Genomic DNA, 23,623 nt, shown 5'->3' with positions numbered 1-23,623 from the left:
TACCCGGTTTGCGGTGTAACCCACAGTAACTTGTGCTTACTTCTTGCCCTTGCCCGACCCCGCGCTGTCATCGCTCGACAGGACGGCGATGAACGCCTCCTGCGGAACTTCCACGGAACCCACCATCTTCATCCGCTTCTTGCCCTCCTTCTGCTTCTCCAGCAGCTTCCGCTTACGGGAGATGTCACCGCCGTAGCACTTGGCGAGGACGTCCTTGCGGATGGCGCGGATGGTCTCGCGGGCGATGACCCGGGAGCCGATGGCGGCCTGGACCGGCACCTCGAAGGCCTGGCGCGGGATGAGCTCCTTGAGCTTGGCGACGAGCCGCACGCCGTACGCGTACGCCTGGTCCTTGTGGGTGATCGCCGAGAAGGCGTCGACCTTGTCGCCGTGCAGCAGGATGTCGACCTTGACCAGGCTGGAGGTCTGCTCGCCGGTGGGCTCGTAGTCGAGCGAGGCGTAGCCGCGGGTCTTGGACTTCAGCTGGTCGAAGAAGTCGAAGACGATCTCCGCGAGCGGGAGGGTGTAGCGGATCTCGACCCGCTCCTCGGAGAGGTAGTCCATGCCGAGCAGGACACCGCGCCGGGTCTGGCACAGCTCCATGATCGAGCCGGTGAACTCGCTGGGCGCCAGGATGGTGGCCCGCACGACCGGCTCGTAGACCTCCGAGATCTTGCCCTCGGGGAACTCGCTCGGGTTGGTGACCGTGTGCTCGCTGCCGTCCTCCATGAGGACGCGGTAGACCACGTTCGGGGCGGTCGCGATCAGGTCGAGCCCGAATTCGCGCTCCAGCCGCTCCCGGATCACGTCCAGGTGCAGCAGACCGAGGAAACCGACGCGGAAGCCGAAGCCGAGGGCGGCGGAGGTCTCCGGCTCGTAAACCAGCGCGGCGTCGTTGAGCTGGAGCTTGTCAAGGGCCTCGCGCAGCTCCGGGTAGTCCGAGCCGTCCAGGGGGTAGAGGCCGGAGAACACCATCGGCTTGGGGTCCTTGTACCCGCCGAGCGCCTCCTGCGCCCCCTTGTGCTGGCTGGTGACGGTGTCACCGACCTTGGACTGGCGCACGTCCTTCACGCCGGTGATGAGGTAGCCCACCTCACCGACGCCGAGACCGTCGGACGACAGCATCTCCGGCGAGTTGGTGCCGATCTCCAGCAGCTCGTGCGTGGCACCGGTGGACATCATCTTGATGCGCTCACGCTTGTTGAGCTGCCCGTCGATGACACGGACGTACGTCACCACGCCCCGGTAGGAGTCGTAGACGGAGTCGAAGATCATGGCGCGCGCGGGGGCGTCCTTCACGCCGACCGGGGCCGGGACCTGTTCGACGACCTTGTCCAGCAGCGCCTCGACCCCGAGCCCGGTCTTGGCGGAGACCTTGAGCACGTCGTCGGGCTCGCACCCGATGAGGTGGGCGAGCTCCTCGGCGAACTTCTCGGGCTGCGCGGCCGGCAGGTCGATCTTGTTCAGCACGGGGATGATCGTGAGCTCGTTCTCCATCGCCAGGTAGAGGTTGGCGAGGGTCTGGGCCTCGATGCCCTGGGCGGCGTCGACCAGGAGGATGGTGCCCTCACAGGCGGCGAGCGATCGCGAGACCTCGTAGGTGAAGTCGACGTGCCCCGGGGTGTCGATCATGTTCAGGATGTGCGTCTTGCTCTTGTCGTGGGTCGGGGCCCACGGGAGTCGCACCGCCTGGGACTTGATCGTGATGCCGCGCTCACGCTCGATGTCCATGCGGTCGAGGTACTGAGCGCGCATCTGCCGCTGCTCGACCACTCCGGTCAGCTGGAGCATCCGGTCGGCGAGCGTGGACTTGCCGTGGTCGATGTGCGCGATGATGCAGAAGTTGCGGATCAGAGCCGGGTCGGTACGGCTCGGTTCGGGCACGTGGCTGGGGATCGCGGGCACGCAGGGTCCTGATTCTTGAGGCGTCCGCAGTGTCTGCGGTCTCGGGTCGGATCGATACGTAGCCTCCATGGTCCCACGGGCGGGGGCCATGGACGGGTTTGGGCCATGAATGAGCCCGCTGGTACCGTGGGGGGCTGTGCCTCATGCCCTCTCGCAGGAGGCACTCCTCAAGAAATCACCCGGTACAGACCGTGCGGCATCCGTGCGGCCCCGTGCCAGAACCTGAGAAGGCTCATTCGTGGCGAACATCAAGTCCCAGATCAAGCGGATCAAGACCAACGAGAAGGCTCGGCTGCGCAACAAGGCCGTCAAGTCCTCCCTCAAGACCGCGATCCGCAAGGCCCGTGAGGCTGCTGCCGCGGGTGACGCCGAGAAGGCCACCGAGTACCAGCGCGCTGCCGCGCGTCAGCTCGACAAGGCCGTCTCGAAGGGCGTCATCCACAAGAACCAGGCTGCCAACAAGAAGTCGGCGCTGGCTCAGAAGGTCGCCGAGCTCAAGGGCTGACGTCTGATGTGACGCCGGAGGGAATCGAGCGGGCCCTCTCTCATCCGCTCCCGTCCGGCACCCCTCGGGTCCGCGCGCGGCCTGCGTTCGCCACGCGGGCGCGGATCCAACAGCTTGAAGCGAAGGCCGGGTGTCCTCCTGTTCCCCATGGGAGGGCACCCGGCCTTCGGCATGTTCAGGACCAGAAGTCGTTGTTCGTGTCGATGTCCTCGACACACTCGTCGAGGTCGGTGACCTTGTCCCCGACGATCCGGAAGATGATGCATCCGGTGTCGTCCAGGTGCTTGCCGTTGCGCTCGGCCGTGAAGCGGGTCATCCCGACCGCGTGACCGCGGCCGTCGACACAGATGCCGATCAGCTCGGCACGCGCCGTCCCGTTGGTCTCCGCGCCGAGCCGTTCGTACATCTCGATGATCGCGTCCACCCCTTTGAAGTCGCCCGACAACGGGTGATCGCCGGGCACGTGGTGGGTGGCGTCCCCGGCGATCAGCTCGCGCAGGGTGTCCATGTCACCGTTCGAGAAGGCCTCGAATCCCTTGCGGACCAACGCTGCGTGCGGGTGCTCAGCCATGTCCGTCGCCACCTCTCCGTCGCTTGGCGAGTACGGCTGCTGCACTCCCGATTCTCCCTCCGGAGGGCTCCGGCGGCACAGTGGAGACATGGACGCAGACGACAGGAACGTGCTGGCCGTGACCCGTGTGGCGACCAGGCTTCCCGCCCAGGACCTGGACCGGGCACGGCGCTTCTACTCCGGGAAACTCGGCCTGGAACCGGCCGACGAACGGCCCGGCGGGCTGCTGTACCGGTGCGGCGGCGCGGAGTTCGTGCTGTTCCGGTCCACGGGAGCCTCACCCGGAACCTTCACGCAGATGGCGCTGGAGGTCGGCGACATCGATGCCGCCGTGGCGGAGCTCAAGCGCCGCGGCGTGGTCTTCGAGGAGGTCGACGTGCCCGGCTTCCGTACGGAGGGCGGAATCGCCGAGATCGAGGGGAACTACCCGAGCAAGGGCGCACGGGGCGAACGCGGCGCCTGGTTCCGTGACAGCGAGGGGAACCTTCTGGGGATCGGGGAGCCGGTGGTCTGAGCTGAGGCGGCGACCCAGGTGACCGGGGTGAGGGGTCCTGCTCGGGCGGCGACCCCGGTGACCGGAGCGAGGAGTCCTGCTCGGGCGGCGACCCCGGTGACCGGAGCGAGGAGTCCTGCTCGGGCGGCGACCCCGGTGACCGGAGCGAGGAGTCCTGCTCGGGCGGCGACCCAGGTGACCGGAGCGAGGAGTCCTGCCGGGCTTACCCCCGGCCCCTGGACCGCGCCGCCCGTGCGATGGTGACCACCGCCTTCTCCAGGGCGTACCCGGGATCGTCCCCGCCGCCCTTCACCCCCGCGTCCGCCTCGGCCACGGCCCGCAGCGCCACGGCCACCCCGTCCGGAGTCCAGCCCCGCATCTGCTGCCGCACCCGGTCGATCTTCCACGGCGGCATGCCCAGTTCCCGGGCGAGATCGGCCGGCCTCCCGCCACGCGCCGACGACAGCTTGCCGATCGCCCGGACGCCCTGCGCCAGCGCGCTCGTGATCAGCACGGGCGCCACTCCGGTCGACAGCGACCAGCGCAACGCCTCCAGCGCCTCCGCCGCCCGTCCCTCGACCGCCCGGTCGGCGACGGTGAAGCTCGACGCCTCGGCCCGGCCCGTGTAGTACCGCCCGACGACCGCCTCGTCGATCGTCCCCTCGACGTCCGCGACCAGCTGCGACACCGCCGACGCCAGCTCCCGCAGATCGCTCCCGATCGCGTCGACGAGCGCCTGGCACGCCTCCGGCGTGGCGGACCTGCCCACCGCCCGGAACTCCTGCCGCACGAACGCCAGCCGGTCCGCCGGCTTGGTCATCTTCGGGCAGGCCACCTCGCGCGCGCCCGCCTTGCGCGCCGCGTCGAGCAGCCCCTTGCCCTTGGCCCCGCCGGCGTGCAGCAGGACCAGGGTGATCTCCTCGGCGGGCGCCCCGAGATAGGCCTTCACGTCCTTGATCGTGTCGGCCGACAGGTCCTGCGCGTTGCGTACGACGACGACCTTGCGCTCCGCGAAGAGGGACGGACTCGTCAGCTCGGCGAGCGTGCCGGGCTGCAACTGGTCCGGGGTCAGGTCCCGTACGTCCGTGTCGGCGTCGGAGGCCTTCGCGGCGGCCACCACCTCCTGCACGGCACGGTCGAGCAGCAGCTCCTCCTGGCCCACGGCGAGCGTCACGGGGGCGAGAGGGTCGTCATTCGCAGTCTTCCTGGCCATCGCGACAAGCATCCCACGCGGCACTGACAATCCCCCGCGGCACTGGCAACGGGCCCCGAAGGGCTTACGGCTCCCGCCCCTGCGGACCACCCCCAGAGGCCTACGGCTCCTCCCGCCAGCCCTCCCACTCACCGGCGAACCGGTCCAGCTCCCCCGGATCCAGCCGCTCCTCCTCGTCCCTCAGGACGACCAGCCACTGCGCGTCCTCGGCATCGTCCTCACCAGCCAGCGCGTCCCGCACCAGCTGCGGCTCCTCGACGACCGCGAACCGCTCCCGCAGCGCCTCCACCACCTCTTCCGCGGCATCACGGTCGGGCAGCACCAGCACATGTCGCACATCACTCACGCCGGCCATTGTCCGACACCGGCTGACGGCCCGGCCGCTCAGCCCTTGCGCACGACCTGCACGTCGAGGTCGACCTTGATGCTCGGTCCCACCACCGCGATGCCCCGGGCCAGCATCGTCTGCCAGCTCACCGTGAAGTCGTCCCGGTGCAGTTCGGTCGTGGCCCGGCACGCCGCCCGCACCTCGCCCTCCATGCCGTTGCCCTGCCCCAGGTACTCCGTGTCCAGCGTGACCGTGCGCGTCACGCCGTGCAGCGACAGCGCCCCCGTCACGGCCCACCGGTTCCCGCCCTTGTGCACGAACCGGTCGCTGTAGAACTCGAGGGTCGGGAACTTCGCGACGTCCAGGAAGTCCGCCGACCGCAGATGGTCGTCGCGCATCCTCATGTTGGTGTCGATGGACGCCGCGTCGATCACCACGTGCATCGCCGAATGCTCCACCGGCTCGCTGATCCGTATGACTCCCGCGAAGGACTTGAACTGTCCGTGGATCCGGGCGAGTCCGATGTGCCGCGCGGTGAAGCCGATCGAGGAGTGCGCCGACTCGATCTCCCAGTCGCCGGGCCCCGGCAGCTCCGCCGGCCGGGCCACCTGGAGCCTCACGTCACCGAGCGACGCGAGCGAGTTCTCGGCGACCTGCGTGGTCGCCCGGTACGGCGTGTACCCCTCCGCCGACACGGCGAGCCGGTACTCCCCCGCGGGCACCGTCGTCATGAACGACCCGAACGGATCCGCTCCCCCGCTGACCACGGGACGCCCCATGGTGTCGGTGACTGCGAACTCCGCGTGTGTGACCGGTTCGTTGACCGGGTCGAGTGCCCGGCAGGCCAGCACCCCGGCGCTCGGCGGCATCAGCACCGCCGCCAGGGGACTCGTCCGTTGCACTCGATTGGTTCGGCTTCCCAGCCAGCGGCCGATCATGGACACCTCACGCGACTCGAAGTCAGCTGTTTGATCACGGTTAACCGAGGAGGCATTCGACCACCGATGAGGCATTCGAGGCAACACCAGACCACATCACGGGAATCCAGCACTTGTGCTGGGACTACGCACGAGTAGCACCATGTGACCCAAGTGGGCCTTATGTCCCCTCGGCCTCTTCCTCTCTCGCCGCCGCATCACCCCTTTTCTCCCTTCCGTGCCCTCTGGTTGGGTCAGCTCTCCTGGCCGCTGCCCCGAACCGTCGGCACCGAGCCGAGTTCGATACCGAACCGCTCCCGGTACACCCCGAGGACCTCCTCGTCCGTCCCCAGCTCCCGCTCCTGACGGCCGCCGTCGGCCCCGGTCACCGTGAACCTCCGGCCGCTGAGCGTGATCCGCCCTCCGTCCTCCGTGACCCGCGAACAGACCAGCGACCGCGTGAAGTGCGACACCGGCGACGTGCTGTGCCACCACACCCCGGCCACGAAGTCCCCGAGCACCCGCGGCCGTACCTCCAGGCGGTACTGCGGTCTGCCGTCGCGGATCACGTCCAGGTCCGCCGCCTCCACCGTGTCGTGCCCACCGCGCACCCCCGCCGCGTCCGGTTGTGCCTCGACGATCCGGAACGTGCCCCCGGGATCCTGCTGTTCTCCCCTCTCCCCGAACGCCAGCGGCAGATGGCTGTGCGCCCCGAACCCGACATCGGCCAGCCAGTCGCCCCCGTCCACCGTCCGCACCCGCAGCGCGAGATGGTCGTACGGGATCCCGAGCCGCTCCTCGTCCCCGTAGACCCGCGCGGCGAGCAGCGTCACGTCGTACCCCAGAGCGGCCAGCAACGCCCCGAAGGCTCCGTTTAGTTCGTAACAGAACCCGCCCCGCCGGACGCCCACCACCTTGTCCAGCAGCCGCTTCTCCTCCAGCACGATCTCCTCGCCGAGATGGATCGACAGGTTCTCGAACGGCACGGTCCGCAGGTGGCGCAGGTGCAGTTCGCGGAGCACGTCGACGGTGGGCCACGCCGGGTGCTCGGCTCCCAGGCGGCGGAGATAGGCATCAACCTGTGCTGATTTCATGCCCTCAGTCTCGCGCCACCCTCAGCTCCCCGCCCCCTCCTACGACCGCCAGTGCGCCGTCCCGGTCCGTCCGCAGCACCGCCGCACCCCCGGCGCGCAGCGCCGCGACCGTGCCGGGCGCCGGATGGCCGTACCTGTTGTCCGCACCGCAGCTGATCAGGGCCAGCCGCGGGGCCGCCCGGTGTATCAGGCCGGGGTCCTGGTAGGCCGAGCCGTGGTGGGCGACCTTCAGCACGTCCACGCTCTCCAGCTGCTCGGCCGCCGGTGATCTCGCCAGCGCCCGCTGGGCCGGGGGTTCGAGGTCCCCGAGGAGCAGCAGGCGCAGCCCGGCCGACCGGACCAGCATGGCGACACTGGCGTCGTTCGGCCCCTCCGGCGCCGGGTGGGCCGGGAGCAGGTGCGGACGCGAGCCCGGTGGAGGGGCCGGGGGCCGGCTCGGGGGCGGCCACACCACCTGCCAGGACAACTCCCCCGTGCGGCGCTGCTCCCCGGCGGCGGCCCGCGTCACGGGAACCCGCCGGGCCGCCGCCTGTCTCCGTACGAAGGCGGCCTGGTCGGCGGGCTCTTCGAAGCCGGTCGTCTCGATCGCGCCCACCGCCCGTCCCCGCAGCACCCCCGGCAGGCCCGCCACATGATCGGCGTGGACGTGTTCTTTACGTTCGGTATGTCTCATGAGACATCTACGAGGACGAGGCTTCCCAGCTCGGGCTTCTGCAGCACTAGATGGGTTATCACGGTTCAAGGAAGCGACACTGAGACACTGGTCCGCCGTGTTACGCGATCTCCTGGCGAGGCATGAGCCGCGCCCCCAATCGTTGCGGTTGCCCGGCACAGGCTGGCCAACAGCGACGACCAGCCTCGTACGCCAATGACGACCTGGTGGTTGGTGGTCTTCGACTGCTCGGCCACCGCGTGGTCACGCGTGGCATCCACGATGAGTACGGCGTCCTTGCGGAACCTCGATACGGTCGCAGCGCGAGCAGCGGTGCGATGCGGTCGGCCGCGGACTTCGAGATTCCGAACGATGGCGCGAGCTGGCGCAGGGTCAAGCGTCATGCAAGGCCGCGCGCGCGGCTGTGAGGAACGACGTTCGCCTCGTCGTGAGCTCCGCAACCACCTCAGATTGATTCAGGTTTTGGTGCAATAGATTCTGGTACTGCTGTATTTCCCATTGCGGTATTTGTGGAAATTCCGTCCGTGTGATCTCACGCAAGGTCTCCCAGCCCGGCCTATAGTGCGGGCGCTGCATCACCATCTCATGAACCGTTCTCAATCGCAGGGGTGGCGAGTTTCGGTCGAATGAGTCGTCCGCATGCCTATAAGCCACCGCAATCTTCGCTTGATGTCGACCGACGGCCCTTAGTCGATCCGACCTCCTGAGGTACTTGTTCAGGGTGTCGACAATGTTGCTGGCGCTTTCGGCAACCGGATCGGGGCCCTCGATTTGAATAATGGCGAATTGGCGACGAAGGGCGGCCAAAGCTATAAGGGCGCCCTTTCTTGCTGCGGCTATCTCTTCACTGGGAGGCCCGTGCTCGGTCGGCACCTCTTCAATAGCGATCTGCGTGGTATCCATGGCGAGGAGGAAAGCGCTATATGACTCTCTCCGTATTTCTCTCACCCACTGAGCGCGGGCCTCTACGGCGGACGACCGCACTGCGTCAACAGCCGCATCGTAGGTCTTTTGCGCCTGCTGCATCGCTGCCTTCATCTGCCAACGGCCCACCAGGAGTGCCCCGGATACACCGACAAGGGCGACGCCAGCAGCCGCAATTGCTCCTATGCCTGCGAGATCCATGTGTCTGAGCTTGCCTCAGTCGCGCGAGCCCGGCCCGGTGTTCGCGACGGTTGCAGGGCAACTCGCGGTCCGGAACGGCAAGGCCGCACTCGGCTGGGACCAGCAAGCCGCCGCCATGCCACCCGGGGGTGGGGAGCAGCACCGCCGACCATTCCCGACCCTGGCCCTGGTCGACGGCATCATGCCGGTGGCCGGCAAACCCGGACGACCACGTAGGTGCCCCGACGCCTTGCTCGGTGACAAGGGGTACGACAGCACCGTCCGCTGGGAAAGACGCCTCGACCTGCACGAGATGTGTTCCATCCGGTCCTGCTGGGCAGCCTTCAGTCCGAGGCCATGCCCGTTCAGCTCCTCCGGAGACACGTCCGGCACCCGGTCGAGTTCGAGCACGGAGATCGCGTCCTGCAGTTGGAAGCATCGAGCCACTCCCGAACCCATGGACTCAGCTTCCGTGGAGTCGTGACGAGATCAGCGGCGCTTGACAACGCGGTGGCTCACCTATTCCAGCGCGAAGCCACCGTTGATGTACCAGGAGCTTCCAGCGAGAGCCTGGAACATGGCCGTCTTCCACGAGTTGAGGTCTTCGTCGGCCCCGCCGTCAGCCTCATCCTGAAGATAGCTGGGGATGCTGGAGGGCGCCTTACGCTTCAGGACGTAGCGAAGGCTAGTCATCGCCCGGCCGGCCTGGTTTCCGTAGAGCTCCGCAAGGTCGAACATCTGAAAGTGCCAGTGCACCCGGGCCGTCAGGACCTCATCCCAGCTTGCTGGTGGTTTTACATGGAATGAGACACATGCCGGGGCTACTTCATGGACTCGCGCGAAGAGCCATTGTTCTTTGCTGATGTCATCGAAATAGGGATGCAGCGTCTGATCAAAAGATCCCTTAGGGTCTGCATCACTCTTCAACGTGTTGCAGCTCCGGCAAGCGGGGACCAGGTTGGAGGGCACCACAGCCAGCAAGGGGTACAGCGACTTTGGCAACTGGTGGTCGAGAGTTTCCACATCACGGTGAGCGCAGAGAGGGCATAGGCTGCCTGCGATCTTCAGCTCGTCGTATATGTCTCTCGCCGGGTGATCCTTGTTCGTTAGGCGTCTCGTGTAATTCTTTGTAAGCTGAGCCCTGTCGGCTTCATCAGAAGGACTGGCCTTGAGCGTAGCCAAGGTATGAAGGTCTGCTGTGGAGGCGGCAGCTTCGAACTGGTGGGCGGCGTTGACTACGTCCTCCTCCAGGACTTGCAGTCGCGCCTTGATTTTCGGCAGGGTCTTGCTGATGCAGAGCGCATAGACTTCGCGTGCCGAAAGATCCGGGGCCTGCACGGGGCGCATCAGAGCTGGCCCTCCGCTTCGCCGGTATCACGGACTGCGATGAGAGATCGGACGATGGATTTGGCCTCGCCACCCAGCTGTCCGCTAAATCGCCGGAGCACGCTTTCGTATGACAGCCCTTGGCGAACGGCCGCCTTCAGATCCCGGTGGAATCCGGAATCCGTCACCTCCAATCCGAATACCTCGTGGGTGAGGACGCCGACGTTTTCGCCAAAAGTCTCGAGGGTTGGACGGTCCGCGGCCATATGGTTGCCGAAACGACGTAGCTTCCAGACGCAGGACGCGGGCACCTCCTGGAGAACCACCGGCGAGTGGGTGGCGACCACGGCTAGTCCGTTACGCTCAGTCAGCAGATCGGACAAGGTGCGAATGAACGCGGCCAGCAACGGCGGGTGGAGATGGGACTCGGGTTCGTCTATGACCACAAGCGATCGCTCTGTCACGTGCTCTACGAGGCGAGTCATCGTCAGCAGGACGACTTTGTGGCCTGAGCTGAGGCCGGCAAACAACTGCTTCGCTTTGCGTCTACGGACAGTTGCGTTCTGCGTGGCCTGGAAGTCCGCCACCCAGTCTTCTTCGATAAAGCCAGCGCTGGCATATTGCAAAGTCCGCAATGTCTTCGCCCACCTGCCTGACCGTTCCCCGGTCAGACATGCTTCCACGCTATTGGCGAAGTCTTCTTTGAGTTGAGCCGGTGTCTTTACCCGTGGCGTCCGAGTGCTCGCGGAGGGGACCCGTAGACCTACATAGGCATAGGAGATGGCCACATCGTCATCGCTGATGAGTGGGAACTCGTCGAACGCGCTGAAGGTTACACTGACCAAGTTCGCAAAGGAGCTGCGAGTACCCCGGTCACTTTCAACGATGCGGCCGACCTCACGTGGATCAGCCTGATAGACGCCGACCGCACGCGTAAGCCTGTTGAGGAGAAAGGACTTTCCGACACTGTTGCGGCCAATTAGCACATGAATGTTTGTCGATGGTCGCGAGTTCGGTGATACGCTAAAACGCAAGACCACAGGTTTCCCTCTGCCCCCAGCGGGGGCCGGGGCCTCATAAGCCACTTGGAAGCTAGATACTCGGGCACCGCCTTGAGCAATGCGGCGATATTGCTCCGTGACAGCGGCCGGCTTCACGAATCGCATGAGGGACTCGACGGTCACCTTCTCGTGCTGGGCACGATTGAAGATATCTTCACTAAAGGCTACGTCCTTCAGTGCGGACAGCACAGAAAGACGCACATTGTCTCCGAGCTGGCGTAGGCGCTCGTAGTAGGAATCATCCTGCCCTAGGGAAAAGTGCCGTGGTCCGAGTTCTTGAAAAGACTCGGGCATTCGGACAATGCGGCCTGGACGCTTGGCACTCGACTCGATCCCGGATTGCATCCCGAACTCGCCGATTTTCACTTCACCGATGCCATGTCGGCGGCCGCTCTCGTCGTAGACCACCAGGTGAAACATGGTCGCGAAACCGAAGTCGTTCCAGGCGTCCCTCACGAGCAGCGCATGGGACCGCAGGCCTTTGGGCTGCTGACCGCCCCGTTCCACGACTGTGAACTGCATGCTTCCTCCGCCCCCCGCTCCCACACGGTCAATGACCGCCCGCCACCCGTGCAACCGCACGGGCGGCCAGTAGTCGGGCCGGCCTCGGCCATTCCAGCGGCCCCGGCAGGTTGCGGCCCCTCGCCGCCCACACCTTCTTTACGTGGGAGTAGGGGCCGCACTTGGGTCCCTCTACCTAGAACCGGCAGAAGCGGCCGGGAGCACTGGCCCGTTAACGACCGATGGGATGGTGAGGCATCCCAGAGTATGTCGATTCTATTGCGTATTAATGTCGAGATCTTCAGCTGCTTCTTCGATGGGTTCCAAAAATCCATTCAGGAATGAAGCGCGGTCGAACTCGCCTTCGGCATGGATGTTGATTTCGATGCGCACAGAACCCTGTTCGTCCCGTAGCCAGGAGAGGGACCGGCCAAGGTTGAAAAGGCCAGATCGTTCCACGACGGCTTTGACGTTGGCCACTCGCACAACATCGCTTGGTCCCCCGCTGCCCGCACCCGGCTTGTTCCCCTGCGGGGTCGAGGATGGGGCGGGAGGAGCGGGCTGCGGCTTGGCTTGACCCTTTGGGTCGGGTTCAGGGACCTCTGGGGTCGGCTCGACAGCCGTGAGAAGGAACTCGCGGGCGTAGTCCTGCCAGAGGATCGCCGCGTCGTCTGACAGGTCGACTTCATCAACTGTGAGGCGTTCCCCGAAGCAGACATGGCGAGCGTCCCGAGGAACGATGCCCTCGCCTTCCCGCACGATGCCCACCACATAGCCCAGCTCCGCCTCCGAGACTGCCTTGGCGATAGCAGAGGCAACGGCATGTTTGTCCCAAAGCTTCGTGAAGTCGTAGTAGCTGTAGAACCAGTCCACGAGGTCGGCGCATGTGACGGCTTTTCGGTCTGGTCCCAGGCCGGCCAGCGCAACCAGCTTCGCTGCGGTGATGGAGCTGAACACTCGTTGGCTTAGGGCTTCTACAACCCGTTCGTGAAGGGCTCGTCCCGCTGCGAGCATCGTGCGGAGGTCAGAAGTCTCCAGCACGTATGGTGCATCGCCCGTCCGGGACCGGATAGGAATGGTCACGGTGCTGTATGCGGCGCCGATGGCCGCGGAGCCGTCTCGCCGTGCGTTGCCGGACTTCTCCCTGAGCTCTTCGATCTGCTCGACGCTGAAGTTGTACTGCCTAGCCTTCGACAGGAGTGAATCAGCAGCCAGACGTAGCCTTACGGCATGACGGGCAAGGTCAAACTGCCCCTTGTCTGGAATCACCAGAGAGAGCCCGTTGCGGTATCGCCGAGGCGCTCCCTTACCTGCCTGCTCGATGAACTTCGATTGTCCATCGCGATCCTCTGACCAGTCCGGATGCAGGTAGGCGACTGTAAATACAGGTCGCTCATCAGGGATACCGCTCGGTGCTTCCGGCCACAGAGCCACCCCCTTGTTACCGCGCAGCTGGTTCTCCAGCTCGCCCCGAACCTCGGCAAGTACCTCGTTGGAGCTGAGCTTGGTGGCCTCGTCCCGCACGAGCTTTGTCAGGTTCGGCGTCGGCTCGAACCGGTAGCGGCGTCCCGTGTAGTGGAGGTACAGCTCCTCCTCACGCAGGTCATGCAATGCGGACACAACGACATTCCGCGTCAAGCCTGGAACTAGCACACTCTTGACGAGGTCCGTCTCAAGGACACCACGGTCCTCGCCCTCGCGGGCACCGAAGCTGTAGAGCATGATGGCAGAGGCGACGCGAGTGCCCACTCGGAGTTGAGCGAGCATGGGGCTGTCGGCCCCGAGGGTGCGGTCGACGGTCGCGCATCCGGCACCGTCCGACGTGACATCGCTCGACAGCACGGACACGTACCGCTCGCGCTCACCAACCTGCGAGAAGAATGCGCCTCGGGTTGCCTCGTCGGTGAAGTCGATATCCCCGGGCCCGATGAGCGGGCTCTTCGCACCCGACTTCCACAAGGCGTGCACAACGGCGGCCAAGAACTGCAAGGCACCACGAGTTCGCTGGTAGGAGATCAAGGACCCCCAGCGGTGGTACATCAGATCCAGTAGCTCTGGGTGGAAGGGGTAAGCAGCCAAAATCCGCTCTTCAAGAGAATCGGCAGCTGCATCAGCTTCCCGGCGTGCGTCACCCGTTTCCGCTGCAGCAAGCAGTTGTTTCCGCAGCAGGTCGGAGTAGGAGCGGGCAACTTCCTGGTGAGTAGCGTCGTCCCCAAGCTCGGCGAAAAGCCTCCGTTGGACGACGCGCAGCACCTCGTCGCCTGCAACCGGCTCACGCTTGGAGTCCACCCGGGCAACGAGCTTGTCCAGGTCGCTCAGCAACCCTTCAGCCCCGACAGCCTCGCCAACACTGGCCTGGAGGCTGTAGACCATGACCACGTTCGGCTGAGCGCTGACGACCTCAGTGAGGGCCTGGAGGAACAGCATGGCCTGCCGGCCTGCGTTTGATTCTCCCTTGGCAACCACCATGGCCTTCTCCACGTAGATCAAGACCTCGTCGAGAAGGATGAGGGTCGGGCTTTCGCCGATGATTTGGCGCAGCACCTCGCCACCCGGTGCAGCGCCCGTTCGGTCGTGCTCTTCTACGAGTTCGTAGCGTCCGAGCTGTGCGGCAAGCTCCCCCCACAGAGTGTGCGTCTCGGTTCCAGTCGCTGTTGCCGGAGTAAGGGCATCGAGCTCCTCACCGGATAGTACGGCGACCTGAACCTCGCCGGGGTCGGCGATGTCCTTCAGCTCCGGGCACGCAGCAACCGAAGCGGCACGGTTACGGACCAGGTGGAGCAGTGCGACAAGGCTGTGCGTCTTACCGCCGCCAAAAGGGGTGCGAAGCTGGAGAACGTGAGACCCGGTCCCGCCAGCGAGCACGTCCATGACGTCCGTCAGCAGCTCGCCCATCTTCCCGGTGAGGTACGTCGCCTGGAAGAACCGGCCAGCGTCTGCATAGACGGGAGAGACTCCCTTGCGGCCGCGGAATACCGCGGACAGGTTGGCTGCGTAGGTGCCCATATCGAGGACACCCGCTGCCACATCTTCATGTGGGCGTGCGACCTCTGTCCAAGGCGACAAACGATAGCTCGAACTCACAGCCTCATAACCCCCTGTGCCTCAACGTTACGGACGGCCCGCACATCAGACCAGTCCTCGATCACCAATCATCGTCTTCCACGACGCCAGCAGCCGCTCCGCTGCGGCTGCCTCTCGACTCTTCGACGCACTGGAGCTGGAGCGCAGGGCCCGGCCGGCCAAGGTCTGAATGACCTGACGGACCGCGTCGACGTCGACGTTTACGGACATGAGGTAGGTGGGAATCTGCCTCGGCTGGTACTCGGCACGCCAAAGCACTCCATGCGCGACGTCGATGAGGGGCGGTGCGACAGACGACTCAACCTCGTAGAGAGGCATGGTTCCGCTTGCCTCCGTGTTGGGCTGTCCCAAGCGCGGATCATCCCCGCGGTCCTCGAAATCCCTGAGGACGACCGTGGACTTGACCTTGGCCACGAGTGGGTTGGGGCCGTTCGTCAACCCACCAGGGCCGTCGAGGTCGGCACCGGCCATGCGGGCCAGGTTGTTGGCTTCGTCAAAGGGAACGGCCGCGTACCCGTACGAGAACTGAGCTGCTAGGTAGTAACGGGTGACCGGGTCCGTGCCAGCCAGCCCATCAACGATCGCGTCAAGAACCCGGTTCTGGACCATCTCCAGGAAGGTCTCAGCAGGCAGCACTTCACCGTTGTCCTGCTCGACGCGCTCGTAGCGGGTCAAGGCGCGAAGGCCAGCCCCGACTGTCGCAATGACCAAATCCGCACCCGTGATGCCAAGTTCCTCAAGTCTCGCTCGGCGTTCCATGATGATCTGTCCCAGCTCAACCATAACGTCGGCCTCACTGCCAACGCCGGCGTCGGGCTGGCGTTTGCGAGCGACGAGGAAGATGGACGAGGCCAAGCTGGCAGTTCCTCGGCCAACAGCCCTTTCGGGCATCTCTGTATCCAGGGGCCAAGCCTCGGTGATGGTGAAACCCGCGGTCCTGAGCGACTCGACGAGGCTGGACCATCCCGAGGTGGTCTTGTGCGCATAGACGCAGACGAGCGGAGCGCCCGGCTTGAGTACCCGATGAGCCTCGGTGAAGGCCTGCTCCATGAGATCTTCGTAGTGCTGGCGGGCTTCGCTCTTGTTCCCGGAGTGGCGGTAGGCCGCTACCACCGCCTCCTTCTTCTTCGGCGTCAACTCTCCGCCCAAGTGTGTGGGGTACAGGAAGCCGACCGACCGCTTCAGCCACACGTAGAAGAAGTCGGACAAATCTGCGTACGAGATGTTGTCGTAGTACGGCGGGTCGGTGATCACCGCGTCCTGTGAGTCATCGGCCAGCGGGAGAGACGCTGCCGACCCTCGCAGGCAGGTGGCGGCGTTCGGCAGCGTAGACAGCCGCTCGATGAGATCGGCGGTCTCTCTAAGGTACTTACGGATGTCCCCTGATGCGCCCGCGAAGGGGTTGGCCTCGTAGAAGTCCCACACCATGGGCAGCGCCTGGCGGGCGAACGTGTTCGTTCCGCCCTCGTTTTTTGTGTCGAGCCGGCACAGGTTCGAGAGACGGTCGGCGACTCTGTTCAGGGCCATGGCGAATGCGGTGGCCATGGCACCCGCGCGTCCGGAGTCCATGCCTTCGGCACAGGCCTTGTCGTACACAGTGCGGATGCCGGCAGCCATCGTGCTCAGAGCGAGAAGTTGGCGCGGCGTGAACAGGTCACGGTAGTGAGAGAAGCCGTAGACCATGCACGTGCCCCCGGTGATACGCATGGTGCCGGGAAGCGGTTCGTCCAGCGGGGCGACAGGAAGCTCTTCGAGACGCTTCAGACACTCTGCATCGTCGGGCAGTTCGTATTCGCCGACGGCCAAGTAGTCCCGCCCCTTCCGACTCGGCTTGGCCGCGAGGGCTGCGAGCGGCGCTGTCCCCATCCGTCCGGCGCGTGCCTCCTTCTTCACGTACTCGCTTTTGACCGGCGCGCCGCAGATGCGGCAAGCCACTTCACCTCCCCGGGAGCCCTCGGCTGGGTCGAACCCAAGGTCAGCCTCGTTCGCCGCCGTAACGACTTCGTAGCGCAAGGTAGAGGTGCTGTGGTCGACCACTGGCTTCAGAGCAACCAATCGGTTCTTCTTCCGACCGAGCCAGGTCTGACGTACGAGGTGAGCATCGTGCTCAGGGACCCCAGGAGCGGGGTTGGGGCAACGCACGGTCCGCGTCCACAGGTATGCCAGAGGAAGGCGTCGTTCACTCCCACCATCGCCGAGGAAGGCCTGCTGACCCGTACCGCCGTCGACGGACGGGTAAAAAGGCGCCAGGTCCTGCCATGCCTGGTCGACCCAGATCTTGCCCCACTTGCGGACGTCGTCTGCAAGGCCTGGGTAGCTCTGTGGAAACTCCATGAGCATCCGCTCGATGAGGTGAGCCACAGGGTTCAGTTCGTTGGCGGTGACCTCACACCCGAGGCGTAGGGCCTCGAGGGGAATGGCACCTCCTCCGGAGAAGAGGTCCACGACCTTGGGAGGGCCGTCCTCGCTCGTCGCCAACACCTCACTGCGCGCAGTTCGTATGGCGTGCTCGTCGCCTCCCCAGGTGCACAGGGCCTCGAAGAAGTCCGACTCCTCCGCAAGTGAGCGCGTACGACCTCGCGCCGGAGTGAGGGCCGCGTAGACAGCGGCGCGGGAAGCCGCCAGCGGTCGGCGAGCCCACCACAGGTGCATCGAAGCGGGATGGCCAACTCGGCCACCGACCTTCTCGCTGGCGCTGGTGCGGCTGATGACATCGATCGGGATGACGTCTTCGATGAGCCGCTTGTCACTGCTGTCGCGCACTCTATTCCTCTCGCTCCGCAGCTCTTGCCTCTACAACCGCGTGAGCTCGGATGCTAGCTCCCGGTACGCGATAGCCGGTAACCTGCCGGATTTCAGACACATTTGGCAGCGTATGATATGGATCTTGGACCCTCAGCAGGACAGGGTTCGTGGTAGCGCTGTAGACCACATACAGCCAATAGCCGGCGGCCCATCGCTGTGCGGCATACCACTCCGTCCGATACAAGCCCACATCGCCCGACGCGTCGGCACGCCCCTTCACCTCGATCCGGCGCACCTGCGCGTTGCCGTCGGGGAGCGTCCGCGTCGAGCGGATGTCGAAGCCGGTGCCGTCCATCAGATGGCCAAGATACTGAGGCTCCCAGCCCTGCTGTCGCTCGAAGGCCATAGCCACCTCAACCGCCGCGTCCTCCACTTCCTTGCTACTGGCTCGCATGACGTCGACATCCGGGTGCTCTGGCGCGCTGGGCGGTACGACTGAAGCTGACCCGAGGTGCGTCACCTTGCCTGAACGCACGACGCCGAGGCGGTTAAGGGACTCCAGCTTGGCGGCCCGCCGGTGCTTCAGCTCCTGGAGCTGTCGTGCGGTGTTGTCCCTCTGAAGGCGATACGAGTCGTCCCCGGAAGCAACCTTGGTGTCGTAGACGTCCCACCGGCCTTCCAGGCGACGCTTCTGCGCCTCCATGGCTTCCTCAAGGTAGGAAGCGCGAAGTTTGGCTTGATCCAGGCGGTTGATCCGTTCCGCGTTGCTTCGGGGGAGCTGAACCTGGACACGCAGCCAGTCCGTCGCCTTCTTGATCTTCTCTGGCGAAACTGCGGCAGCTTTGCGTGCTCCGGTGGGGGTAGCCGGCGTGAGGGTGTGCAGGACGTCAGCTGGTCCCCGATGAAGGCCGTCATGATCCTCTATCACCGCCACCACTTCCGCGAAAGCAAGTTCCGCGGCCCCGTGTAGGTCCTCACCGACTACCTCGTAAGCGAAGAGGTGGACGAAATAGGGTGCCCGCGCACCTGGGTCGACGAACGCTGCAGCACCCTGAGGGATGCCGTCCGCAGCTAGGTCTCGCTCCAGGGACTCAGCGAGCGCCGCGAACAGCGGGTGACCTGGTGAACACAGCACTGAGTCCTCGTGCTCAACGCGGTCTCGTTCCTCCTTCTTGAAAGTGAGTTTGCGGTACTCCGAATCCGGACGGCCGCGATGCTTGACCGCCGCGAGGTCCTCGCTTCGCAGGGCGACAGGAACGTGTTCGATGCGGAGCAGTTGGTCGGCGCGGCGTTCCACACGGAGGCGTTGACGGCTGGCGGCTCGGAGGAAGAACGCCTCTGCGTACTCCGGCATGAGGCGCCGCTCCTCAGACAAGAAGTTCTGGCCACGTACCCAGTCGATGTCTACGTACTTCTTCGCCAGGGCGATGCCTGTGTCCTTTTCGTACTCGGCCAGCTTGTCCGGGTTGAGGCGGTTGATCGCGGCAACGGCAGCATCTCGGTTGGCACGAGTAGGGCTGGCGAGAGTCTCCTTGACGAGCCGCTCGAAGTCGATGCCGTTGATGGTGAGAAGTTCGCCGATCACGTCGTACACGCGGCCGTCGAGATCGTCTCGCATCGCTTCGAGCCGCGCGTGAAGGCCAGCCAACAGCTGGCCTTCGATCGTGTTGGTCGCGCAGAAGTTAAAGATCCAACAGTCCGCACTCTGCCCAATCCGATGCACGCGGCCCATGCGCTGCTCCAGACGGACTGGGTTCCAAGGAAGGTCGTAGTTGATCATCAGGTGGCAGAACTGAAGATTGATGCCCTCCCCTGCAGCCTCGGTAGCGATGCAGATCTGCTTGTTCTGCCGGAAGTCGTGCTGTGCTCGCTTTCGCTCCGTAGGGGACTGTCCACCGTGGATCGTGCACACGGTGTAGCCCTGCTTGCGGAGGTCCTCTTCCAGGTAGTCCAGGGTGTCCCGGTGCTCCGTGAAGATGAGGAGCTTGCCCCGGCCATCCTTGAGCTCATCGAACTCTGCCCTCTTGAGGCATTCGCGCAGCGCCACCAGCTTTCGTTCATCACCCAGGTGCCTGACCCGGTCCGCGTGAACCACCAGCTTTCGCAGCTCCCTGACTTCGGCGCGCAGCTGCGAGAGTTGTTCGGCGCTGGTGACCTCGGTGACCAACGCGTCATCGACGGTTTCGTCCATGTCGTCCGAAGCCGCTTCACCGTCGTCGTCGAAGTCTGACTCCGCCGGCATGCGCCCGAGGGAGGCAAGGCGCCGGTTCCGATCGGCGGACGGCATCATGTTCAGCTGATCAATTAGGTCGCTCAGGCGGTCGGCGCGCTTCATCAGCGAAGACCGGATGGCGCCGAGGCTGGATGCGAGCCGACGCTGGAGAACGGTGCGGGCGAGGGCCACAGCGTTGCCGCGGGACCCTGCACTCGGCCCCAGGTATCGGTTCACGTATTCGGTTACATCCTGGTATAGCGCATATTCAGCGGTCGAAAGCTGGAAAGGCTGAGTCCGAACGTGCCTCTCAACGAAGAGTGCGTGATTGTGTTCGTCTACGAGGTCTTCCTTCTGGCGCCTCAGGAAGTACGGGTTTCCCTCGTTGGCGATCTGCTTTTTCACAAGATCTGGCGTCGAGAATTGATCCGGGTCCAGTAGCCCAAGGAAACGAGTGAACCTGTCCTCGTCGCCTGAGTGCGGTGTTGCTGTGAGTAGCAGTAGCCGGTCTGCCTGCTGAGCAACGCCTTCTACTAGGGAGTACCTCTTGGTCTTCACGACTCGCTCGTCTCGGCCCCGCTTCGTGAAAGCAGATGCCTTGTGAGCCTCGTCAACGACAACTAGATCCCACTGCGTGCGCAGAAGTTCATCCCGCACGTCGTCGCGCTTGGCAAAATCGATGCTGCTGATCGCGAGGGGGAAGCGTTCCCAGGGGCTCTGGCCAAGCTGGTAGCGGACTTGCTCACCTGACACGATCTCGAACTGTTCGTCGAACTTTTCTAGCATCTCGTCCTGCCACTGCGTGGTGAGCGGGGCAGGGCTAAGGATCAGGATGCGCTCCACTGCGCCTCGAAGCTTCAGCTCCTTCAGGAGCAGTCCTGCCATGATCGTCTTGCCGGCGCCGGGGTCATCTGCAAGAACGAAGCGCAGGCGTGGTTGTGGCAGCATGTGCCGATAAACAGCTTCGATCTGATGCGGCAGACCCCGAACACCGCTCATCGAAACAGCGAAGAGTGGATCATGGGCGAAGGCATGTTTGATGCGCTGAGATTCCACCCACAGGAACAGATCCTGTGCGTCAACCAACTCCGGTTTTGGAGCGGCCTTCGCCAGGGCGGCCTCGAGCTCAGATTCCAGGATCTGCGTTTCGTCGGGCGCCCCATTGGCGTGACGAACCCGAACGAGGAATACGCCAGAGCCGATCGGCTCGACGTGCTCCACTCTCACGGGGTGCGCGAAATGACCATCGAGCATGACCAAACGATTCTTGGCGCGCTCACTCACGTCCTTCACGGGCCGTCCCTCCGTAACCTCCGCGTCAACAGCGCCAAACCTAGCCCAAGTAGCGAAGGGCAAGGAGTGGCAAAAATGTGAGACATCTGATCCCACCCCGGGCCGCGGTTGTGCGGGCATGGGCGCAGGACCTGGCCGATCGGCGCAGTGTCACTGTGTGGGCCTGGCGCTCCTCGTACACGGGCGGCTGGGAGGTGGACTGGGAGCGCCTCGACGGCGCCCGACGAAGGAGCAGGTGGCCCGGGAGCTGTCCGCCGACCCAACGACTGGCGCATACGCCGGCGAGATCACCCTGTGCCCGGCCTGGGGGCGCAGCACCCGTCGGGCCGGAGCCCGATGAATGCTAGATCCTTCAACTCGTTCAAGGCAGAGCGAGGATCAACCAAGTTCCCCCTAGCGGCAATTTTCGAAGGTGGATAGAGCGCGGTTAGGGCTGTTCGGCCTGGCGCTACGAGTGGCCAGCCGGCTGTTGGCGGTGCGGGGCCACCGGCTGTTGCGGCAGTCGGGGCGGTGTCGGCGAGCGTGATGGCCCAGCGGTACGGCCCATTGATGACGAGCCGATTGAGTACGGCCACGTACAGCAGGCATACAGCCCAGGCGACGGCCCGAGGTAGTCGATCATGCGGTCGGAAGACGGAGCGAAGGGCTGAGTGGCATCACGGTTTGTCGTACAGGTCGGTGCCTCCTGAGCCAGCTCCGGTTCAAGGAGCACCGACGCTGCCGACTTGGTGCCCGGTGTCAGAGCTGGATGGACTCCGCAGGAGAGGGCAGGCGGCTCTGGATCAACAGGCTGAGCCGCCTCCTGCCGGCGTCGCCACTGAATCCCGAGGCAACCGAACCGACCTTCCAGAAGTCGGCGCCCGATCGGATCGACAGATGGCCGTCATTGTCGACGGACTCACCTTCCAAGGTGGGAAGGTCCTTCATAACCTCCGCGTACGCTTGGAGCTGGCCGAGCCGCCCGCCATTGCTTCGGACGACTTCCACCACCTGGGGCAGTACTCGGTGCAGTGCGACGGCGCCGCTACCCTTCTGGAGAACGTAGTCTGACGCCTCCTCGAAGGGCTCGGGCATGACCTGCTTGATTCCGGACCAGTAAGCATTGAGGACGACCGCGACGGTAGCGGCATCCGCTCGCTTGAACGACGGCATGTCCAGCACTGGCTTGAGAGAGCGAGCGAACTGCGGCTTGGGGATGGTTACCCCGTCGCCCCTCGTCTTGCGACGGTTGGCCTCCTGGAACCGGCCTTTCCATGGGCCGTCGAGCTTCTCCAGCTCATCCACGACGGCGTAGGCACGGGTGATCCAGTCCCTGTCCTCAGCCGCAAGCATCTCTCGGAGCTCGGGATCGTCCTCGGCCATTTTGGTCAGTAGCTGCCATGCAAGATCGGTCTTGACGCTGGCAGCATTCGTGTTGACCTCATAGAACTCGCGCATCTCTTCACCCGGGTCAAGCCCCAAGGTGAGGCTGATAGGGACGGGAAAGTCTTCGAAGTCCTCCTGCTCACCGAGCAGCTGGTTCAGCCCGCCCGCCCGGTGCTGTCCGTCATAAATCCACAGCGACAGCTCTTCGGTGAACTCGATACGCCCAGTGCCGATCCAATTGCCGTCTTCAAGGACGGCGTTCTCGTATCCCGCGTGGTCATCGTCGACCACGATGACCACCCGCTCCTCGTCCATGTCGATCTTACGGACGTTGACGAGCAGAGGATTGGGCATCCGGCCCTTCTTCTCGTCGTAGTACCGGGCTGCCTTGCGCACCCGGGCGGTGACTGGTGCCCGCTGGTAGCCCTCGCCGGTGTCCGGGTCGAAAATGTCGACCTTCTGATGATCGGACACGGTGATGGCATCGGCGAACGCCTGCAACATGCGCGTACCCCTCTGCACACACAGTGCCCCTGCGATCTGGATGGTCGCCACGCTCTGCTTACCCATGTCTCCCTCTCATTCCCAGGATGACGCCACGGGCTGCGGCGTCCAGATAAGAGGTTGGACCCGTGCACCCAGATCTGGCAATCAGATCTGAAGGATAGATCTACTTTTGCACGCAAGAGGGCGGACCTATTTCGTGCCCATCTCACAAATGACCAGATGTGATAGTTCTCTTCTGCTCGCTTCCCCTGAGCTTGGCCACGACCGTGAGCGCGTCGGAACTCCTGCCGGAGAGCGATGCCGGACTCGGGGTGACGTGGCGCCTTGCAGCTCGGCACAGGCCCCGGTGGCTTCGAGCCCTTCGGGCCCGCACGGCGTCGCCCCAGCAGGCAACAACTGAGCCGACCTCGCAGCGAGACGGGCGCATTCGCGACTAACGAGCTCGTGCACGGTAGGCGGTGAGACGTCGAGTCTGGGTAGTTGATCACGGTCGGGTGGTGGGGAACTCGGCGCGTGCGGTGATCATCAGCAATAGGCGGATCACGGGTCTGACTGCCGGAGTGATTGCTGAACTCGTCGAGAAGATTGGCCCGTTGTGGCAGGAGCGTCACTAAGCGAGGCTTGCCGCTCGCCCGCGTAAGAGGGCCGTGGGCGCGGGCGCGAAGCACCCGCTCGAAGATCACCGGTTAAGAGCGCGGCCGGGGCTGGGCAGGCGCGTGCCTGCCC

At 64.7% G+C, this 23,623-nt stretch carries 15 protein-coding genes and 2 pseudogenes; 2 read left to right on the top strand and 15 right to left on the bottom strand.

Going from position 1 to position 23,623, the window contains the following annotated elements:
* Positions 1-36: 36 nt before the first annotated feature.
* Complete coding sequence (gene lepA, locus QC385_RS26630) at positions 37-1,905, bottom strand: translation elongation factor 4 (protein WP_279543895.1); 1,869 nt, start codon at positions 1,903-1,905, stop codon at positions 37-39.
* Between the two features lie 238 nt (positions 1,906-2,143).
* Between lepA and rpsT the strand changes: the two genes are divergently transcribed.
* Complete coding sequence (gene rpsT, locus QC385_RS26625) at positions 2,144-2,410, top strand: 30S ribosomal protein S20 (RefSeq protein ID WP_279543894.1); 267 nt, start codon at positions 2,144-2,146, stop codon at positions 2,408-2,410.
* 175 nt (positions 2,411-2,585) lie between these two features.
* Here rpsT and QC385_RS26620 read toward each other — a convergent pair whose 3' ends face one another.
* Positions 2,586-2,981: a nuclear transport factor 2 family protein gene (locus QC385_RS26620; protein WP_279543892.1), complete on the bottom strand. Its 396-nt coding sequence runs from the start codon at positions 2,979-2,981 to the stop codon at positions 2,586-2,588.
* Between the two features lie 88 nt (positions 2,982-3,069).
* On the opposite strand from QC385_RS26620, the gene QC385_RS26615 reads away from it, so the two are divergent.
* Complete coding sequence (locus tag QC385_RS26615) at positions 3,070-3,495, top strand: VOC family protein (protein ID WP_279543891.1); 426 nt, start codon at positions 3,070-3,072, stop codon at positions 3,493-3,495.
* A 202-nt stretch (positions 3,496-3,697) separates the two neighbouring features.
* Here QC385_RS26615 and holA read toward each other — a convergent pair whose 3' ends face one another.
* The 13 genes and pseudogenes from holA to QC385_RS26545 all read right to left on the bottom strand — a co-directional run bounded on the left by holA (position 3,698) and on the right by QC385_RS26545 (position 22,960).
* The gene (gene holA / locus QC385_RS26610) at positions 3,698-4,687 is read right to left on the bottom strand and encodes a DNA polymerase III subunit delta (protein WP_179948488.1); all 990 of its coding nucleotides are present in this window, start codon (positions 4,685-4,687) and stop codon (positions 3,698-3,700) included.
* A 100-nt stretch (positions 4,688-4,787) separates the two neighbouring features.
* Positions 4,788-5,033 (bottom strand): hypothetical protein, encoded by a 246-nt coding sequence (locus QC385_RS26605; protein ID WP_078945276.1) that lies wholly within the window; start codon positions 5,031-5,033, stop codon positions 4,788-4,790.
* A gap of 38 nt (positions 5,034-5,071) precedes the next feature.
* A complete protein-coding gene (locus QC385_RS26600; protein WP_279543890.1) occupies positions 5,072-5,953 on the bottom strand; it encodes a YceI family protein in 882 nt (293 codons plus the stop codon).
* Positions 5,954-6,186: 233 nt separating this feature from the next.
* Entirely contained in the window at positions 6,187-7,026 is an 840-nt protein-coding gene (locus tag QC385_RS26595; RefSeq protein ID WP_279543889.1) for an arylamine N-acetyltransferase family protein, read from the bottom strand.
* A 4-nt stretch (positions 7,027-7,030) separates the two neighbouring features.
* Positions 7,031-7,675: pseudogene (locus QC385_RS26590) on the bottom strand (ComEC/Rec2 family competence protein); the annotation flags it as partial.
* 162 nt (positions 7,676-7,837) lie between these two features.
* Positions 7,838-8,075 (bottom strand): annotated as a pseudogene (locus QC385_RS26585) (IS5/IS1182 family transposase); the annotation flags it as partial.
* The gene (locus QC385_RS26580) at positions 8,072-8,824 is read right to left on the bottom strand and encodes a hypothetical protein (protein WP_279543888.1); all 753 of its coding nucleotides are present in this window, start codon (positions 8,822-8,824) and stop codon (positions 8,072-8,074) included. The gene QC385_RS26580 and the pseudogene QC385_RS26585, both read right to left, overlap by 4 nt.
* Positions 8,825-9,322: 498 nt before the next feature.
* Entirely contained in the window at positions 9,323-10,150 is an 828-nt protein-coding gene (locus tag QC385_RS26570) for an HNH endonuclease (protein WP_279543887.1), read from the bottom strand.
* Entirely contained in the window at positions 10,150-11,712 is a 1,563-nt protein-coding gene (locus tag QC385_RS26565) for an AAA family ATPase (RefSeq protein WP_279543885.1), read from the bottom strand. The genes QC385_RS26570 and QC385_RS26565 overlap by 1 nt, the downstream gene beginning before the upstream one ends.
* 255 nt (positions 11,713-11,967) lie before the next feature.
* Entirely contained in the window at positions 11,968-14,697 is a 2,730-nt protein-coding gene (locus tag QC385_RS26560) for an ATP-binding protein (RefSeq protein ID WP_279543884.1), read from the bottom strand.
* Positions 14,698-14,820: 123 nt separating this feature from the next.
* On the bottom strand, positions 14,821-17,538 hold the full coding sequence (locus QC385_RS26555) for a DUF1156 domain-containing protein (RefSeq protein WP_279543883.1): 2,718 nt from the start codon (positions 17,536-17,538) through the stop codon (positions 14,821-14,823).
* Between the two features lies 1 nt (position 17,539).
* Positions 17,540-21,025, bottom strand: coding sequence for a helicase-related protein (locus QC385_RS26550; protein ID WP_279543882.1), 3,486 nt, complete (start codon positions 21,023-21,025; stop codon positions 17,540-17,542).
* A 738-nt stretch (positions 21,026-21,763) separates the two neighbouring features.
* The gene (locus QC385_RS26545) at positions 21,764-22,960 is read right to left on the bottom strand and encodes a DGQHR domain-containing protein (RefSeq protein ID WP_279543881.1); all 1,197 of its coding nucleotides are present in this window, start codon (positions 22,958-22,960) and stop codon (positions 21,764-21,766) included.
* Between the last annotated feature and the right edge of the window lie 663 nt (positions 22,961-23,623).

It is taken from the genome of Streptomyces sp. DH10 (assembly GCF_029813805.1).
In the GTDB taxonomy this organism is placed as follows: domain Bacteria; phylum Actinomycetota; class Actinomycetes; order Streptomycetales; family Streptomycetaceae; genus Streptomyces; species Streptomyces coeruleofuscus.
The sequence above is the reverse complement of the archived record's forward strand: the minus strand, read 5'-3'. Positions and strand labels throughout refer to the sequence as shown.